Origin of the sequence: Siminovitchia fortis, assembly GCF_003605365.2 — a bacterium.
Taxonomy (GTDB): Bacteria; Bacillota; Bacilli; order Bacillales; family Bacillaceae_C; genus Siminovitchia; species Siminovitchia fortis.
The window spans coordinates 45638-62194 of the sequence record NZ_QYTU02000003.1 but is presented as its reverse complement, the minus strand read 5'-3'; the positions used below and the strand labels follow the sequence as shown (position 1 = coordinate 62194).

The 16557-nt window shown below is 45.2% G+C and carries 20 protein-coding genes and 1 pseudogene; all 21 read right to left on the bottom strand.

The genetic code is table 11. From position 1 onward, the window contains the following. Positions 1-34: 34 nt before the first annotated feature. Positions 35-325, bottom strand: coding sequence for an EscU/YscU/HrcU family type III secretion system export apparatus switch protein (locus D4N35_RS02775; protein WP_120069635.1), 291 nt, complete (start codon positions 323-325; stop codon positions 35-37). Continuing rightward, positions 322-1311, bottom strand: a complete 990-nt coding sequence (locus D4N35_RS02770; RefSeq protein WP_128205392.1) for a hypothetical protein — start codon at positions 1309-1311, stop codon at positions 322-324. Before D4N35_RS02770 ends, D4N35_RS02775 begins: the two co-directional genes overlap by 4 nt. Before the next feature lie 48 nt (positions 1312-1359). After that, positions 1360-1560, bottom strand: a pseudogene (locus tag D4N35_RS18725) (TP0910 N-terminal domain-containing protein); the annotation flags it as partial. Between the two features lie 39 nt (positions 1561-1599). Continuing rightward, positions 1600-2376: a ribonuclease HII gene (gene rnhB / locus D4N35_RS02765; protein WP_120069629.1), complete on the bottom strand. Its 777-nt coding sequence runs from the start codon at positions 2374-2376 to the stop codon at positions 1600-1602. A gap of 32 nt (positions 2377-2408) precedes the next feature. Beyond that, positions 2409-2675, bottom strand: coding sequence for a hypothetical protein (locus tag D4N35_RS02760; RefSeq protein WP_120069625.1), 267 nt, complete (start codon positions 2673-2675; stop codon positions 2409-2411). Positions 2676-2714: 39 nt separating this feature from the next. Further along, on the bottom strand, positions 2715-3572 hold the full coding sequence (gene ylqF / locus D4N35_RS02755; RefSeq protein WP_120069622.1) for a ribosome biogenesis GTPase YlqF: 858 nt from the start codon (positions 3570-3572) through the stop codon (positions 2715-2717). 19 nt (positions 3573-3591) lie between these two features. After that, the gene (gene lepB, locus D4N35_RS02750; protein ID WP_120069871.1) at positions 3592-4131 is read right to left on the bottom strand and encodes a signal peptidase I; all 540 of its coding nucleotides are present in this window, start codon (positions 4129-4131) and stop codon (positions 3592-3594) included. A gap of 201 nt (positions 4132-4332) precedes the next feature. Further along, entirely contained in the window at positions 4333-4677 is a 345-nt protein-coding gene (gene rplS / locus D4N35_RS02745; protein ID WP_120069619.1) for a 50S ribosomal protein L19, read from the bottom strand. A gap of 154 nt (positions 4678-4831) precedes the next feature. After that, on the bottom strand, positions 4832-5545 hold the full coding sequence (gene trmD / locus D4N35_RS02740) for a tRNA (guanosine(37)-N1)-methyltransferase TrmD (protein ID WP_120069614.1): 714 nt from the start codon (positions 5543-5545) through the stop codon (positions 4832-4834). Further along, the gene (rimM, locus tag D4N35_RS02735; RefSeq protein ID WP_120069609.1) at positions 5542-6060 is read right to left on the bottom strand and encodes a ribosome maturation factor RimM; all 519 of its coding nucleotides are present in this window, start codon (positions 6058-6060) and stop codon (positions 5542-5544) included. Before rimM ends, trmD begins: the two co-directional genes overlap by 4 nt. 3 nt (positions 6061-6063) lie before the next feature. Beyond that, a complete protein-coding gene (locus D4N35_RS02730; RefSeq protein WP_120069606.1) occupies positions 6064-6456 on the bottom strand; it encodes a YlqD family protein in 393 nt (130 codons plus the stop codon). 54 nt (positions 6457-6510) lie between these two features. Further along, positions 6511-6744: a KH domain-containing protein gene (locus D4N35_RS02725; RefSeq protein WP_120069869.1), complete on the bottom strand. Its 234-nt coding sequence runs from the start codon at positions 6742-6744 to the stop codon at positions 6511-6513. An 11-nt stretch (positions 6745-6755) separates the two neighbouring features. Then, positions 6756-7028 (bottom strand): 30S ribosomal protein S16, encoded by a 273-nt coding sequence (rpsP, locus tag D4N35_RS02720; RefSeq protein WP_018705165.1) that lies wholly within the window; start codon positions 7026-7028, stop codon positions 6756-6758. A gap of 172 nt (positions 7029-7200) precedes the next feature. After that, positions 7201-8544 carry a signal recognition particle protein gene (gene ffh / locus D4N35_RS02715; RefSeq protein ID WP_120069603.1) on the bottom strand — a complete coding sequence of 448 codons (1344 nt, stop codon included), beginning with the start codon at positions 8542-8544 and terminating at the stop codon, positions 7201-7203. A gap of 13 nt (positions 8545-8557) precedes the next feature. Then, positions 8558-8890, bottom strand: a complete 333-nt coding sequence (locus tag D4N35_RS02710; protein ID WP_120069600.1) for a putative DNA-binding protein — start codon at positions 8888-8890, stop codon at positions 8558-8560. Between the two features lie 261 nt (positions 8891-9151). Further along, positions 9152-10141, bottom strand: a complete 990-nt coding sequence (ftsY, locus tag D4N35_RS02705) for a signal recognition particle-docking protein FtsY (protein ID WP_120069597.1) — start codon at positions 10139-10141, stop codon at positions 9152-9154. 18 nt (positions 10142-10159) lie between these two features. Continuing rightward, positions 10160-13726 carry a chromosome segregation protein SMC gene (smc, locus tag D4N35_RS02700; RefSeq protein WP_120069594.1) on the bottom strand — a complete coding sequence of 1189 codons (3567 nt, stop codon included), beginning with the start codon at positions 13724-13726 and terminating at the stop codon, positions 10160-10162. Positions 13727-13756: 30 nt separating this feature from the next. Next, positions 13757-14488 (bottom strand): ribonuclease III, encoded by a 732-nt coding sequence (gene rnc / locus D4N35_RS02695; protein WP_120069591.1) that lies wholly within the window; start codon positions 14486-14488, stop codon positions 13757-13759. A gap of 79 nt (positions 14489-14567) precedes the next feature. Continuing rightward, complete coding sequence (gene acpP / locus D4N35_RS02690) at positions 14568-14801, bottom strand: acyl carrier protein (RefSeq protein WP_120069588.1); 234 nt, start codon at positions 14799-14801, stop codon at positions 14568-14570. A 64-nt stretch (positions 14802-14865) separates the two neighbouring features. Next, positions 14866-15609, bottom strand: coding sequence for a 3-oxoacyl-[acyl-carrier-protein] reductase (gene fabG / locus D4N35_RS02685; protein WP_120069585.1), 744 nt, complete (start codon positions 15607-15609; stop codon positions 14866-14868). 1 nt (position 15610) lies between these two features. Then, entirely contained in the window at positions 15611-16552 is a 942-nt protein-coding gene (gene fabD / locus D4N35_RS02680) for an ACP S-malonyltransferase (protein ID WP_120069582.1), read from the bottom strand. Between the last annotated feature and the right edge of the window lie 5 nt (positions 16553-16557).

Here is a 16557-nt window from a genome sequence, read left to right as displayed (position 1 = left end):
TATTGTATTAAAATGATGTCAGGAAGTCCACTTTTTACGGCTGTCCAGTTTTTTCTTCGCCCATTTTCCGATCCAGTCTGTAAATGAAAGCAAAAATTTCTGCAACAGCTTCAAACAGTTCCTCCGGAATCGTCTCGTTCAAGTCAAGCTGGCCCAGCAGTTCCACGAGCGCCGGATCCTGTTGCACCGGTATTCCGTTTTCTTTTGCTGCTTCAAGAATCTTTTCAGCTGTAACACCTTTGCCCTTTGCCATTACGATTGGCGCTTTTCCATCATTTATCCGGCCTCCCAGGGCCACAGCTTCCTTTAACCGGCTTTTGTTCATATTTGAATATCAACTCCTGAGTACAGGCGGGGGCCGCTCTTTTGCAGAGGTTTGTTTTTCTGGCGGAAAGGCTGTTTAAAGTGGACTGCGGACAGCTCATAATCATGCTCTTTCAGTTTTTCTTTCAATTCAGGAATCAGCATGGCTGCGAAGGCTTTGATTTTTGGAGACTCATTTATAACTGTAATATTCGTGATCCGTTTTTGGATTTTCACATCAACCACAGTCTGATCCAAGTTCTCCAAATCGAGATAAAAGACGACCCTGCAATAATCCGGGTCTATTTTGCCGTCTTCGCGCCGCTTCCCCTCCCATTGAAAGGAGAGTTCGGTGCGATGGCCGTATAACTCTAAAGGAATATCAAAAAATAGTTGCTGCATGGGCCCCGTATCAATGGATAGAAGAAGCTGTCCGTTCATTCTGTGAAGCAGCTGCTCTGCCGCCTGCCTTGCTGCGGGATTCATCTTTGCACCAGAACGCCCCAAATATTGGATCAGGAGGGATTTCAGAGATTCTGCCCCGCTTACTTCGCTATCGCGAATAATTGCATGTTCATGAAACAGTCCCATTTGTTGAACAGCATGCTTGATGTTATCCATTGCCGTTTTTCCTTCCAGCATATACGGCTGTCCGTCTGCCCCGTTTTGGGGAGGTTTTCCTAATTCATTAATCAAACCAGTAATCCTTTGCACAATTGAATCCGGCTCAGTTTCAGAGGCAAGGGCTGTACGCAAGGCAGATAGCATATCGGTCAATGGAAATTTGCTGCCTGCAGCAAGCAGTGAGTTGAATATGCTTTCCGAAAATGGCATATCTCGGGCGCTCATCAGCTTAATGACATCTAATGCCAGGTTTTTGTCAGATGCCTTCCCGACCCACTGTCCTGCCTGCTGAATCTGCTCCCTCGTCATGCTGAGGGATTCCTTTGTAAAAAATTCGGCGAGGGCATGGTATCCTTTTTCATTTGGCAGTGATAATTGCCTCATGAGTGAGAACTGATCCGCATTTTTTGTGCCGATTAATTTCAGCCGGGGTTCTCCCTCCACCGAATTGACCTGAAGAAAATAGCCTTTTCCGCTTTCCAGAGGGGCTTCAAGCCTGGCAATCAGCCTGTGTGTCCCAAGCTGAATCTCTGCATGCTGGTTTGGAAAAAGCCTATTGACATGAGCAAAAAATATTTGTCCATTCCTTAGTGTGAGCGCGCGGTTTTGTCCCGAGCTTAGAGTTTGAAACAAATCTTGGGTTAACGCATGAATATCCAGGTCGATCCCCCCTCACGATTGAAGCATGGCCGCTTGGACAGGAGCAAAAGATTGACGGTGGATCGGACATGGCCCAAGCTTTTTTAAAGCATCCAGATGGACTTTCGTTCCGTAGCCTTTATGTATTCCGAAACCATACCCCGGATATTGCCGGTCATATCCGGCCATGAGCCGATCGCGCGTGACTTTTGCAATGATCGACGCGGCCGCAATAGAAATGCTGTCTGCATCGCCTTTTATAATTGATTCCTGCGGATATGGGGCTTCTATTTTCATAGCGTCCAAAAGCAAAAAATCCGGTTGGACGGCAAGTTCGCTGACGGCAAGCTTCATCGCTTTTTTGACGGCCTGATAAATATTAAGGCGGTCAATCTCTTCGGAGGAAATAATGCCAATGCCTATCGCCTCTGCCTCTTCATGGATCCGGTCAAAAAGTTCTGTCCGTTTCGCTTCACTCAACTTTTTCGAGTCATCCAATCCGTAAATTCGGCTGTTTTCATTCAATATGACAGCAGCGGCAACAACCGGTCCTGCCAAAGGGCCGCGGCCGGCTTCATCGATTCCACTGATCAGCCTGAATCCCTGTGTCCTCAACCGATCTTCATGTACAGACATCCGTATGTACCGTTTATGCTCGTTACGTTCCTTTTCCTTTTCGGCCTTCCATTTATTTAAAAGGGTTTGCACGCCTTTGCGGGAATCCGATTGCAGTTCAATAATAAACTCGTCATCTTCATTTTGTATTTCTGCCAAAGCATCCTTTATCTGTGCAATCGTCTGATTTTTCATCCGGTCCTTTCACCTTTCATCCAAGAAAATTTTCATTGCGCTTTCTTCACGGCAATTCTATAAATACAAATGATGAATCCGCAAAATAACGTTCCTGCCAAGAACGTCAAAATGGAAACATAGGGAGAGACAGACGCTCCGAATGCCACTTCACTTTGGAGGTAATGCGCTTGCTCCCAAGAACCGGAGATATCAGGTTTATAAAACATAGTTCTTATGTATCCCGCTAATAGAGTATAGGTAAAATATAAAGTATGAATAATGACAGAGCCCGCCAAAGCATATGCCAAAGCCTTCAAGGTGTCCGCTCCTTTCCTAAAATAAAGATCCGTATTGGTCTATTCATTTATTTCATCCGGCATATCGAAAGTAATATTGCCCAGCTTCTGAGCCCGCACATCCATGATGACTGTCTCCGCCGTCTTTTCATAATCGACTTCTCCTCCGGATGTCAGGCATCCGCGAAGTTTTCCGATGTGATCAAATACATCTACTATATCTTCTGGTATCTCTTTGAGCTGGTACCTTTTTTTCATATTGCCAGGATAGTGGGATTCAAGGAAGCGAAGGGCAAAAACGGCGATATCCTGCATATTCAGAAGCGAATCTTTAATCGCGCCGGTCAAAGCAAGCTTATAACCTATTTTCTGATCTTCAAATTTCGGCCATAATATGCCCGGAGTATCAAGAAGCTCAAGGTCTTTTCCAACTTTGATCCATTGCTGCCCTCTTGTAACGCCAGGAGTGTTGCCGGTTTTGGCAATGTTTTTCTTTGCCAGCCGGTTAATTAGTGTGGATTTTCCAACATTGGGGATACCGATAATCATCGCCCTGATCGCTCTTGGCTTCAAGCCCTTAGCTTTCCGGCGGTCTCTTTTCTCTTTCAGCAGTTCCTCTGCAGCTCTTACAATCTCGTTCAACCCTCTTCCTGCCTGGGAATTGATTGCAAGCGCTTTAGTCCCTTCTTCCGAAAAACGGCTGATCCATTGCCTTGTCAACTCCGGATCTGCCGTATCTGATTTGTTAAGAAGAATCAGTCGCGGCTTTTGCTGTATGATCTCCTGGAGCATCGGGTTGGCGGATGAAACGGGAATCCGTGCATCCACCAGTTCAAACACGATATCAACCAGTTTTAATTTTTCCGTTACTTCCCGGCGTGCTTTTGCCATATGGCCGGGGAACCATTGGATAGTCATGAATTATGTTCCTCCATCATCACTTAACAATTCTTATATCTTTGATCGGCCAATAGACGATCCTTGCATCTCCTATGACCTTGTCCATGGAAATGGTCCCTATATGGCGGCTGTCTTTGCTTGAGCGCCTGTTGTCACCCATCACGAAAAGTTCACCTTCAGGCACGGTCTTTTGGCCCGTGATCTCTTCCAATGTAAAGTCTTCAGTCAGCGGCCCTTCAGGGGTCTGCTCTTTATAGGTTTCCAAATATGGCTCGTCATATGCCTTGCCGTTCACATACAAAGTGTCACTGACATATTCGACTGTGTCCCCCGGAAGACCAATCACCCGTTTGATATAATCCTTTTGCTCAGGCGCATGGAAAACGATGATATCAAACCGGTCGGGCTTGCTCAGTTTATTTACGATCATCCGATCCCCGTTATGTAAGGTCGGCATCATTGAGAAACCATCCACCACTATCGGGGTAAAAAATGCGTATCGAATAAGTGCAGCCAATCCTACAGCAATAAGCAAGGCCTTTGTCCATTCCCAAAGCTCGTTTTTCTCCTTTGCCATATTGTCACCGTCCAATCCTGAAACTATAGATGTCTTCAAAAATCCTGTATCTTTATTTATTGTACAGTATATTAACCCGTAAAAACACTTTAAACTTGCCGTTAAGAGAAATAGAAAAGGAGCTTGAACTCAAGCCCCTTTTTTCATAACGGATTTGCATATCTCAGCAAGGTTTGCTTCCGTCAAGAAACCAAGCGTAAATTAACGAATTTCTTTAATACGAGCTGCTTTACCGCGTAGTTTACGCAAGTAGTAAAGTTTCGCACGACGAACTTTACCGCGACGCACGACATCGATTTTAGCGATTCTTGGTGTATGAAGAGGGAAAGTACGCTCAACACCAACGCCGTAAGAAATTTTGCGGACAGTGAAAGTTTCGCTGATTCCGCCTCCGCGGCGCTTGATGACTACACCTTCAAACAACTGGATACGCTCGCGTGTACCCTCCACAACTTTCACGTGAACACGAACGGTGTCACCGGCGCGAAACGATGGAAGATCTGTACGCAATTGTTCTTTAGTCACTTCTTCAATTAATTTGTGCATCGTATTCATCTCCTTCCAACCGATGCTCTTGCAAATCATTTCGTTGCAGCGGAACACCGTAGTTACAGACGGACAATCCAGATTGCCACAGTCACAAAGGTAATAATACCATATTGCCTGTGTATTTACAATTAAATTTTGAAGCAGTTTTTTCTCATTCAGTACGATTTTTTTCCTTTTGGGCATTAATATAATTTTCATAGAGATCCGGCCGGCGGTCTTTGGTCCTTTTCAAAGATTCGTTCAGCCGCCACTCTTCTATTTTGCTGTGGTTGCCGGATAACAATATATCCGGAACCTTCATTCCGCGAAAATCTGCTGGTCTTGTGTAATGGGGATGTTCCAGCAGGCCTGTGGAAAAAGAATCTTCAAGCGCCGAATGTTCATTTCCCAATACTCCCGGGAGCAGCCGTACAACAGAATCAATGATGACCATTGCGGCCAATTCCCCGCCTGTCAAAACGAAATCTCCGATGGAAATTTCGTCCGTGACGATCTGTTCTCTTATCCGTTCATCATATCCTTCATAATGCCCGCATATAAAGATCAAATGATCCTCTTTCGCGAGTTCCTCCGCTTTCCTTTGGTTGAAACGCTCACCTTGGGGGCACAGCAAAATGACGCGTGATTCCACGCTTTCCTTTCGCACATGGGACACCGCGTCAAAGATCGGCTGGGGCTTGAGCACCATGCCTGCTCCCCCTCCGTATGGATAGTCATCGACGGTTTTATGCTTATTTGCGGAAAAATCACGGAAATTTGTAAGGTGATAGGAAACCGATTCTTTTTCAGCAGCTTTTTTTAAAATGGAAGACCCGAATACTCCCGTAAACATTTCAGGAAAAAGGGTCAATACGTCGATCCTCATGACAGTAAACCCTCCATAGGATCTATGATGATCTTTTTCTCTTCAATGGATACCTCTTTTACAACATCGGGAATGTAAGGAATCAATATATCTTTGCCATTGCTGCCGCCGACAACCCATACATCATTTGCCCCGGGGGTTAAAATTTCTTTTACAGTCCCTATTTCGTCTCCCTGCCCGGTTACAACCCGACAGCCGATGATTTCATAGAAATAATATTCTCCTTCGGGAAGCTCAGTCAGTTGATCTTCTTTTATTTTTAATGTAGCATTTTTCCATTTCTCCACATCATTGATATTTTCATACCCTTCAAAAGTAAGAAGATCAAAGTTTTTATGCTTTCGGTGTGTTTTCACTGTTAATGGGGCCGGTTCCTGATGGTTTCCGGGGAATAGATAAAGGGTGCTGCCGGGGGCGTATCTTTCATCTGGAAAATCGGTTGAGGAAATGACCCGTACTTCACCGCGGATGCCATGTGTATTAACGATTTTCCCAACATTAAACCAATTGTCCATACTTTACCTCTCCCTGATCTCAGCTATGATTCCGTCTTTGACGATGATTGTTTTTCCATTGATGATATCTTCCCATTGATCTCCGACCCGAATATCCACCAAAGCCTGGATGTCCTGATCTTTAAGCTCGCTTCCGTATGGAAGCATCCCAAGCTGTTCAATCTGAAAGTCAATCAGCTTGATCTTTTCTTTCCGCAGCTCGATTTCTTTATCAAATTGTGCTTTAAGTCCGGCAGCAGAAAACTTTCTTGTTCTTTCAAGCTTTTTCATTTCGAACAGCAATTGGTCACACTCTTTTTGAAGCTGCTGTTTCGATGTCGTATATTTGACAGAAAGTTCTTCTTTGCTTTTTTCAGTTAAAACCTGTTTGACGGTGACTGTTTGGATAATTTTCACAATCTCATCCTCCGCCTTTGCAAAGTTTAAAAAAAGAGGGGTGTTTCGGCCCCCCTATTCGTCGATCTCTAAAAAAATCCTCTTATGTTGTTTTGACCCTGCTGCAGCGTAAACGACCGTTCTGATGGCTTTCGCCACTCTTCCATGTCTTCCTATCACTTTTCCAATATCATCTTCATGAACAGACAAGTGGTAGGTAATACGCTTTTCGCTTTCATCCATCCGTACTTGGACATCTTCAGGATGATCAACAATCGGTTTTACAATCGACATAATCAATTCCTGCATATTTATCACTGTTATTTGCTATTTTTAGCGTTATGATATTTCTCCATGATACCTTGCTTGGAGAACAAGTTTCTGACTGTATCGGATGGCTTAGCACCATCTTGAAGCCATTTTAAGGCACTTTCTTCATTGATGTCAACAATCGCAGGCTGGGCGACTGGATTGTATGTGCCAACCTCTTCAATGATTCTTCCGTCGCGTGGTGAACGGGAATCTGCAACAACGATGCGATAGAAAGGAGATTTCTTTGCTCCTAAACGTTTTAAACGAATTTTAACTGCCATTTTAATAGCACCTCCGAATTGTTTTACACAAATCAGTATAATATCAATCTGTGTTTTGTTTGTAAAGTATTTTTTCTTAACACGTTAAAAATTAGCATTTAAACCTTGTCTATATGGTGATGAACAGAGACTTTTTGTTTAATGTCCAGCTACAGCGCTTATGCTTTTCTCATCACATAAATGGGAACTTGAATCCCTTCTTTTTCCCTTTTTGCTGCATGCCGCTCATCTGTTTCAGCATTTTTTTCATTTCTTCAAACTGCTTCAACAGCCGGTTGACCTCCTGGATCGTCCTTCCGCTTCCTTTCGCGATGCGTCGGCGCCTGCTGGCGTTGATAATGTCAGGACGTTCCTTTTCCTCTTTTGTCATTGACCTGATGATTGCTTCGACATGCCCGATCTGCTTTTCATCGACCTGTATATTGTCCAGGCCTTTCATTTTATTGGCACCCGGCATCATTTTGATCAATTCATCCAAGGGTCCCATGCTTCTTACCTGTCCAAGCTGGTCAAGAAAATCATCAAAAGTGAAGGATGCCGTACGGAATTTATGTTCCATTTCCTTGGCCTTTTCTTCATCGACATTGGCCTGGGCTTTCTCAATCAGCGTCAGAACATCACCCATACCAAGTATTCTGGAAGCCATCCTCTCGGGATGAAACGGCTCGAGGGCGTCCATTTTCTCCCCCATACCGACAAATTTGATCGGCTTTTGGGCAACGGAACGGATGGACAGGGCGGCACCGCCCCGGGTATCCCCATCAAGCTTGGTTAAAATGACCCCTGTGATATCAAGCTGGTCGTTGAAGTTCTCGGCTACGTTTACGGCATCCTGCCCGGTCATGGCATCGACCACCAGGAATATTTCATCAGGGTCAGCCAATTCCTTAATATCCCTTAACTCCTGCATCAACTCTTCATCGATATGAAGACGGCCCGCTGTATCAATGAGAACATAGTCATAATGCTCTTCTTTCGCCTTTTCAATACCCTGCCGGACAATTTCTGCCGGGCTTACCTTGTCCCCAAGTGAAAAGACCGGCATATTCAGCTGTTTTCCGATTGTTTCAAGCTGCTTGATCGCTGCTGGACGATAAATATCTGCCGCAATAAGAAACGGTTTCCGATTGTAGCTTTTCCGGAGCAGGTTGGCAAGCTTTCCGGTCGTCGTCGTTTTACCTGCCCCCTGGAGGCCTGACATCATGATGACGGTCGGCGGACGCTTCGCCACTGCGATTTTGCTCTGTTCCCCGCCCATGAGCTCTGTCAGCTCTTCCTTGACGACTTTGATGACTTGCTGGCCAGGCGTGAGGCTTTTCATCACTTCCTGGCCCACCGCTCGTTCACTTACTTTCTTTACAAACTGTTTGACTACTTTAAAGTTGACATCCGCTTCCAGGAGCGCAAGACGCACCTCGCGCATCATCTCTTTGACGTCCGCTTCGGTCACCTTGCCTTTGCCGCGGATCTTTTGGATGGTCGTTTGCAAGCGGTCGGCCAATCCTTCAAATGCCATCGATCTCCGCCCCCTAATCCAATTCCTCTAATTCATCCAAATAACGGTTCAGCTTGTCATTGTCATCCGGATGTTCATTCATGCTTTGCCTAATCAATGCGATCAGTTTCCTTCGTTCTTCGAATTTCCTGAACAAAGAAAGCTTCTGTTCATACTCTTCCAGCAAAATTTCTGTTCTTTTAAGATTGTCGTATACTGCTTGACGGCTGACTCCGTAGTTTTCGGCAATCTCACCAAGCGAATAATCGTCACGGTAGTAAAGGGCCATATAGCTGCGCTGCTTCGGAGTCAACAACGATTGATAAAAATCATATAAATAATTCATTCGCGTTGTTTTCTCAAGCATACTTTAATCTCCACCTTGTTAAGCTAAAAACCTTTACACTTATTAAATGATAAACTCTTTCGCCTGGGGCGTCAAGGTTAATTCCTTTAAGAGGTTGTTCAAAAAGTCGCCAAATGATAAGCTGCGAATCTCTTCGTTGGCTCGTTTCTGTGCTGCTCATGTATTTAAAAGCATACATTCCGCTGCGCAAAACTAGCCGCCTCGACCTTCTTGCTTCTGATTTGTCAACTTTTTGAACACGCACTTTAATTTAAAACAGGATCATTCCTCAGTCTTTTCAATGGCGTCGGAAAACAGTCCGTAAACATATTTTTCCGGATCAAAGACCTGAAGGTCATCCATTTTCTCGCCAAGCCCGACAAATTTCACCGGAATGTTCATTTCATTGCGGATTGCCAACACAATTCCGCCCTTCGCTGTTCCGTCCAGCTTGGACAAAACGATTCCGCTGACATCTGTTGCTTCCTTGAATGTTTTTGCCTGAATAAGGGCATTTTGCCCTGTCGTGGCATCCAATACAAGAAGGACTTCGTGGGGCGCTCCCGGAATCTCCCGTTCGATCACCCTTTTGATTTTTTCCAGTTCATTCATGAGATTGACTTTATTTTGAAGACGACCTGCTGTATCGCACAGCAGTATATCCGCTTTGCGGGACCTGGCAGCCTGCACAGCATCATACATGACAGCAGCGGGGTCAGACCCCTCTGCATGTTTGATGACATCGACTCCGACACGCTCACCCCATACTTCAAGCTGATCAATGGCACCAGCCCGGAAGGTATCTCCTGCGGCAAGCAGGACATTTTTCCCTTCGGATTTAAACTTATGGGCCAGCTTGCCGATTGTCGTCGTTTTTCCGACACCGTTCACCCCGACAAATAAAATGACGGTAAGTCCGTCTTCCTGAATATTAAGGGTACTCAGGTTCTCATCACCGGATTCGTATATTTCGATCAGTTTCTCAGATATAACGGATTGGACATCTGCCGGATCTTTTATATTCCTTTTTTTCACTTCCATTTTCAATTCTTCCACAAGCTCCATGACCGTTTCAAAGCCTACATCTGCCTGGATCAATATTTCCTCCAGTTCTTCAAAGAAATCTTCATCGACCGTACGGTAGCGGGAAACCAGATCATTGATTTTATTGGAAAAGTTATCGCGGGTTTTTACAAGCCCCTCCTTAAATTTTTCCGAGATCGAGTCGCCGGAAGCCGTGAATTTATTTTTCAGCCTTTTAAATAAGCTCATTTTGCATCACCCCAATGATTAAATTTGCGCCATCATCCGTTCTTCTTCCAACTTGACGGATACAAGCTTGGAAACACCCGATTCCTGCATCGTGATCCCATATAGGACATCTGCACCCGCCATTGTTCCCTGTCTGTGGGTAATCACGATGAACTGGGTGTTTTCACTGAATTTTTTCAAATATTCACTGAAACGATTGACATTTGCCTCATCAAGGGCAGCCTCGACTTCATCCAATACGCAAAAAGGAACTGGACGCACTTTTAAAATTGAAAAGAGCAGAGCGATTGCGGTCAAGGACCTTTCCCCACCTGAGAGCAAGCTTAAATTTTGAAGTTTTTTACCAGGCGGCTGTGCAATGATATCAACACCTGTATTCAGCAGGTCATCGGGCTGTGTCAATCTCAATTCTGCTTTTCCCCCACCAAACAACGAGGAGAATACGCCTTGAAATGCTTGTTGGATGGATTGAAAAGTGCTGCCGAACCTTTTTGTCATTTCATCGTCCATTTCATCCATAATTTGGTACAGAGTTTCTTTCGCCTGTGAAAGATCTGCCTGCTGTTCCAATAAAAACTGGCTGCGGCTGTACACCCTTTTATATTCTTCAATCGCCCCGATGTTCACAGTCCCTATTTCCGATAGTTCAATTTTTAGTTCGTCCCGCCTTTGCTTCGCTTCAGATGCTTCAATAGATAAAGAAAATTCCTTTTGGGCACGCTCAAAGGAGATGGTGAATTCATCCCTCAAAATTTTTATGAGATTCTCCATCTCAAGTTCAAGGCGGCCTGCCTTCAATTCTTCGCCTTTCAGCTTATCTGTCAGTCTTTTTTGCTGTCTTGCAAGTTCTTTCAACTCAATCTCCTTGCTGGAGACAGCTTCCTGAAGCCGGGCTCTTTCATTTCGGCTAGTTGAAATATTTTGCAGCGTCGCCTCTCTCTTTGCCTGGGTTTCTTTCGCTTCTTTCTCGAGTTCGGCCACTTTACCCAATATATCTTCATTTTCGGCATGTAGGGCATTCAATTCTTTACCGGCTGCTTCTGACTGCAAGATAGTTTGTTCAATCGAAGCCTCTATTCGCTCAAGATTCGATTGTGCTGCAACCAGCTGTTCCTCCAGTTGGGCACTTTGTATGTTTAATTGGTTGATTGCAGCCAACAGATGGTCTTTTGAACTTTGCTGCGAGCTTTTCTTTTCAGTTAGGCCCTGTATTTTTTCTTCCAATAAACGAATGGACTGCTCCTTGCTTCTTATGGCTTCCGCAATTTGTTCTTTTTGGCGTTTTAGCGATTCTCCTTCTGCAGCAAGCTCCTTCATTTCCATCCCGCTGAGAGAAAGATATTCTTCGGTGTTTTTCAATGTGATTTCCAGCCGCGCCACATCCGATTGACGTTCATAAAGCAGGCTTTCCAATTCTTTCGTTTTTGACTTCCCTTGGGACATACGTTTTTCATAATCAGCCAGCTTTGCTTTTGCGTCATTTACGGCCATTTCAGTGGAAGTCGTCTCGCGTTCCAGAGCAGCAAGCTCTTTTCTGATCTGTTCCAGTTGATTTTTTCTCCCGATCAGGGAGCTCTTTTTCTGCCTGGAAGCTCCCCCAGTCATAGATCCTCCCGGGTTAATGATTTCCCCCGCCGGAGTAACGACGCGAAGCCGATAGCCAGCCAGCTTTGCCAATTCCCCGGCACCTTTTAAATCTTTTGCCACAACAACATTTCCCAACAAATATCTGATGACAGGTTCATATTTCTTGTCGCAGCCAACCAGGTCTGCGGCTACACCAAGGAATGAACTGTGGCGCTGGAGAGCTTCCTTCTGGTTTGGGCTGAGATATTTTCCCTTTATTACGCTCAAAGGGAGAAATGTAGCCCTGCCGAGCCGATTCTTCTTCAAATAGCTGATTGCCTCTCGCCCGTCCGCTTCAGTTTGGACAACCACGTGCTGGACCGCACCACCAAGGGCCGTTTCTATCCCCGTTTCAAGCTCTTTCGGAACATGGATAAGATCGGCAGCGCTGCCTTCGATACCCTGCAAAATCGTTCCCTTGGCTTTTAGCACCTCACGGACACCTTGCATGTAGCCTGCGTAATCCTCTTCCATTGTTTCAAGGCTCTCTTTTTTGGCTTTTTGCTGCTGATGGTCACGGTACAACTGAAAAAGCCTTGACTGCTGTTCCTCTCTATATTTTTTGAGAGATTCCAATTCCTTTAGCATTTGCTGTTCTTCTTTTTCAAACGCGCCGATCTGGTCTTTGAGTTCACGCATTTCCTCACGCATGCTTCCAAGCTTGTTTTCAATGGATGCCTTTTCTTCCTCGTATTTCCTTTTGTCTGCTGCAAGCTTTTTCAGCCTGACTTCCTGCTGGCCCAGCTGTTTTTCAATATACTGAAGTTCGTTTTTGTCTGAAACATGCTCATTCATCAAATCGACGTAGTCACTTTTTAATGTTTCAATTGTATGATCGAGCGTATCATCCAAGTGATCCAATTCCAGCTTTTTGTCAGACAACCTTTTTTTCAGTGCCGCCGCTTCAGTCTCCTTTTCGGATATGAGCTGTTCAATTTTCTTTTTTTCACCCTGAAGACTGTTGGTTTTTAACTTTGAGTCTTTTATATTTCCCTTCAGTATTTCAATATTCCGGATCGCATTTCTGCTTTTTTCATGGAGCACTTGGCGCCTGCCTTCCAGCTTTTCCAAATGTTCGGAAACCGAGAGAAGCTCCTCCTGCAGGCGGTTTATTTTCACGTCCAATTCATTTTGGCCTTGTCTGTCTTCATCCGCCGCCATTTCAAGCTGCTGCATTTCATTGGACAGCTTGATTTCAGAGTCCGTATATGTTTCAAGCTCCTTTTTGGCTTTCTCCCACTTAATATACAGGCTCTCCACTTCCCGGACGATGAGGGCACCTTCAATTTTCTTCAGTTCATCCTGCTTTTCCAGAAATTTTTCCGCAGTTTCCGCCTGATCTTTCAATACAACAAGCTGGCTGTCCAATTCATGGAGAATATCTTGGACACGGTTGAGATTTTCTTCTGTTTCTGCAAGCTTTTCTTCGGTTTTTTTCTTGCGCTGCTTATATTTGAGCACACCGGCCGCTTCTTCGAAAATTGTCCTGCGTTCCTCGGGCTTGCTGTTTAAAATTTGGTCCACTTTTCCCTGGCTGATAATGGAAAAAGCTTCCCGTCCCAAGCCCGAGTCCGTAAACAGACCTACGATGTCCCTTAGCCGGCAAGGATTGTCGTTGATGAAAAATTCACTTTCACCCGTCCGGAAAACCCGCCTCTTTACACTGACCTCATTATAATCAATGGGAAGCTTTCCTCCCTGGTTATCAAGGATAATGGAAACTTCAGCATAATTCAGCGGTTTTCTTGCATCACTGCCGGCAAAAATGATGTCTTCCATCGTCCCGCCGCGCAGCGACTTGGCGGATTGCTCTCCAAGAACCCAGCGGAGCGCATCGGTGACATTGCTTTTTCCGCTGCCGTTCGGCCCGACAACTGCAGTCACACCGGGGACAAACTCCAGTTCTGTTTTTTCCGCAAATGATTTGAAACCATATATGTTCAACTGCTTGAGGAACAAAATTTTTTCCTCCTTTTCATCTACCGTGTATCACTGTTCATCCAATTTACCAAGGGCCATTTGTGCAGCATGCTGTTCAGCCTCTTTCTTGGACCGGCCTTTTCCTTTACCAATCACTTCTCCATTCAGAACTACCTGTGATTCAAACAACCTGTTGTGGGCCGGGCCGTGTTCCTTTAAAATTTGATATTCAAGCGTGCCGGATCCGTCCCTTTGGACAACTTCCTGCAGCTGGCTTTTAAAATCCATCACATGAGAAAAAGCACCTATTTCAACTTTCGGAAAAACTATCTCATCCAGAAAAGCCTTGGTTTTTTCCAGCCCCTGATCAAGATATAAAGCGCCAATGAATGCTTCAAAGGCGTCCGCAAGCAAAGCCGGCCTTTTTCTTCCTCCTGTCAACTCTTCCCCTTTTCCGAGCAGGACTGCCTCTCCAAATTCCAGTTCGTTGGCAAAGGTGACAAGAGATGGCTCACACACAATGGCCGCCCTTAATTTCGTCAATTCCCCTTCGCTCATCATGGGATATTTTTCATATAAAAATTGGGAGACTGTCAATTCCAAAACAGCATCACCCAGAAATTCAAGGCGTTCATTGTCTTCATACGGCCTTTTGCGATGCTCATTCACATAGGATGAATGTGTAAAAGCTTTCTTTAAAAGTTTTTCATTTGAAAAATGAATGCCCGTCCGCTCCTGCAGCTTTTTAAACAGGGAGGCCTCCCTTTCAGCTGCTTTTGCATCTTTTCTTGATTTTCGCATTGTCTATCCACCTTATAAGGTAAAGTTAAAGCAGAAAAAGCCCCGCTGGCAAATCAACGGGACATTTAGTTTCCAACGACTAGCTATTGCTTTTTATGTAATTGACTGCGTCGCCGACTGTTGAAATTTTTTCTGCGTCTTCATCGGAAATTTCCATATCAAACTCATCTTCCAATTCCATAACAAGTTCTACAACGTCAAGCGAGTCAGCCCCGAGATCATCTTTGAAAGAAGAATCCAATTCAACCTTTGACTCTTCAACTCCAAGACGGTCAACAATAATTTTAGTCACTCTTTCCTGTATATCTGCCATCCGGTTCACCTCCCCTCAAGCCATTATAATCGAAACATCATAAAAATAAAATAATCATCATCCATTACATGGCCATGCCGCCGTCAACATGAATCGTCTGGCCGGTAATGTAATTGGCATCATCCGAGGCAAGGAATAAAACCGCATTCGCAATATCCGAAGCCTGCCCGAACTTTGAAAGGGGAATTTGTTCCAGCATTGCTTCTTTTTGCTCATCCGCCAGCTGGTCCGTCATATCTGTCGCAATAAATCCAGGCGCAACGGCATTGACAGTGATTCCCCGGGATGCGAGTTCTCTTGCAGCCGACTTCGTCAAGCCGATTACCCCTGCTTTTGCTGCCACATAATTGGCTTGTCCCGGGTTTCCGATGACACCTACAATGGAAGCCACATTGATGATTCTGCCGCTTCTCTGTTTCATCATCTGCCTGGTGAAAGCTTTCGTGCAAAGGAAGACTCCTTTCAAGTTTGTGTCAATCACATCATCCCATTCATTTTCTTTCATTCTCATGAGAAGATTATCCCTGGTAATGCCGGCATTGTTTACTAGAATATCGAGCCTTCCGAACTTTGCTATAACATCTTTGGCCATTGACTGTACCGCATCACTGTCTGACACATTGCACTGATAGGTAATGGCTTCCCTTCCAAGCGCTTTTATCTGTTCCGCCACTTCATTGGCTTTATCTGTACTGCCGGCATAGTTCACGACGACATCGGCTCCTGCTTCCGCAAGCTTAATGGCAGTCGCTCTGCCGATCCCTCTGGAGGCACCCGTTACGAGTGCCACCTTTCCTTCCAGTTTCATGTTATTCCCCCCTCAATAATTGTATCACCTGTTGGCAGCTTTCCGGATCCTGGACTGAAATTGTGCTTACATTTCTGTCCACTTTTCGCACTAAACCGGACAATACCTTCCCAGGCCCAATTTCAACAAACTTATCTACGCCAAGATCAATCAGCTTTTGTACCGTATCTTCCCACAGCACCGGGGAATACAGCTGCTCAATCAGCTTTTCCTGAAATGCTTCCTTTGTTGTTTCGGGTGCAGCCGTCACATTGACGACTACAGGGACAGAAGCATCCCGGATAGAAATTTCATTTAAAATGTTACTGAATTTTTCCGCCGCCGGCTTCATGAGGCTTGAATGGAAAGGACCGCTCACCTGCAAAGGAAGAACACGCTTTGCCCCCTGCTCTTTCGCTTTTTCCCCCGCCTTTTGGACTCCTGCCACCGTTCCTGAAATGACGATTTGCCCAGGGCAGTTTATATTGGCCAACTGAACTGCGTCCCCTTCTTCGGTAACACTTTCGCAAACACTCTGAAGGTTGTCCCTATCAAGACCCAGAACAGCTGCCATTGTCCCTTTTCCGTCCGGAACGGCTTCCTCCATATATACGCCGCGTTTATGCACGGCATAGACGGCATCTTCGAAATCGATTGCTCCGCTCGCAACAAGCGCTGTATATTCACCAAGGCTGTGGCCCGCAGTATAGTCCGGGGTGATACCCGCTTCCGACATGCTTTGCAAAAGGGCAATACTTGTCGTCAAAAGGGCCGGCTGTGCGTTGGCCGTCAATGTCAGCTTTTCCTGAGGACCTTCGAAAATGATGGAAGAAAGCGAATAACCAAGTCGTAAGTCTGCCTGATCAAAAATCTTTTTGGCCTTTTCATTCGTTTCGGCCGCTCCTTTTCCCATGCCCACTGTCTGTGAACCCTGGCCCGGGAAGATAAATGCTATTTTTCCCAATGTCC

What these genes read in the sequence shown, in the direction of transcription:
- D4N35_RS02775 (WP_120069635.1), bottom strand. Translation starts at nt 325, where the DNA reads ATGAACAAAAGCCGGTTAAAGGAAGCTGTGGCCCTGGGAGGCCGGATA.
- D4N35_RS02770 (WP_128205392.1), bottom strand. Translation starts at nt 1,311, where the DNA reads ATGAGGCAATTATCACTGCCAAATGAAAAAGGATACCATGCCCTCGCC.
- rnhB (WP_120069629.1), bottom strand. Translation starts at nt 2,376, where the DNA reads ATGAAAAATCAGACGATTGCACAGATAAAGGATGCTTTGGCAGAAATA.
- ylqF (WP_120069622.1), bottom strand. Translation starts at nt 3,572, where the DNA reads ATGACTATCCAATGGTTCCCCGGCCATATGGCAAAAGCACGCCGGGAA.
- lepB (WP_120069871.1), bottom strand. Translation starts at nt 4,131, where the DNA reads ATGGCAAAGGAGAAAAACGAGCTTTGGGAATGGACAAAGGCCTTGCTT.
- rplS (WP_120069619.1), bottom strand. Translation starts at nt 4,677, where the DNA reads ATGCACAAATTAATTGAAGAAGTGACTAAAGAACAATTGCGTACAGAT.
- trmD (WP_120069614.1), bottom strand. Translation starts at nt 5,545, where the DNA reads ATGAGGATCGACGTATTGACCCTTTTTCCTGAAATGTTTACGGGAGTA.
- rimM (WP_120069609.1), bottom strand. Translation starts at nt 6,060, where the DNA reads ATGGACAATTGGTTTAATGTTGGGAAAATCGTTAATACACATGGCATC.
- D4N35_RS02725 (WP_120069869.1), bottom strand. Translation starts at nt 6,744, where the DNA reads ATGCAGGAATTGATTATGTCGATTGTAAAACCGATTGTTGATCATCCT.
- rpsP (WP_018705165.1), bottom strand. Translation starts at nt 7,028, where the DNA reads ATGGCAGTTAAAATTCGTTTAAAACGTTTAGGAGCAAAGAAATCTCCT.
- ffh (WP_120069603.1), bottom strand. Translation starts at nt 8,544, where the DNA reads ATGGCATTTGAAGGATTGGCCGACCGCTTGCAAACGACCATCCAAAAG.
- D4N35_RS02710 (WP_120069600.1), bottom strand. Translation starts at nt 8,890, where the DNA reads ATGCTTGAGAAAACAACGCGAATGAATTATTTATATGATTTTTATCAA.
- ftsY (WP_120069597.1), bottom strand. Translation starts at nt 10,141, where the DNA reads ATGAGCTTATTTAAAAGGCTGAAAAATAAATTCACGGCTTCCGGCGAC.
- rnc (WP_120069591.1), bottom strand. Translation starts at nt 14,488, where the DNA reads ATGCGAAAATCAAGAAAAGATGCAAAAGCAGCTGAAAGGGAGGCCTCC.
- acpP (WP_120069588.1), bottom strand. Translation starts at nt 14,801, where the DNA reads ATGGCAGATATACAGGAAAGAGTGACTAAAATTATTGTTGACCGTCTT.
- fabG (WP_120069585.1), bottom strand. Translation starts at nt 15,609, where the DNA reads ATGAAACTGGAAGGAAAGGTGGCACTCGTAACGGGTGCCTCCAGAGGG.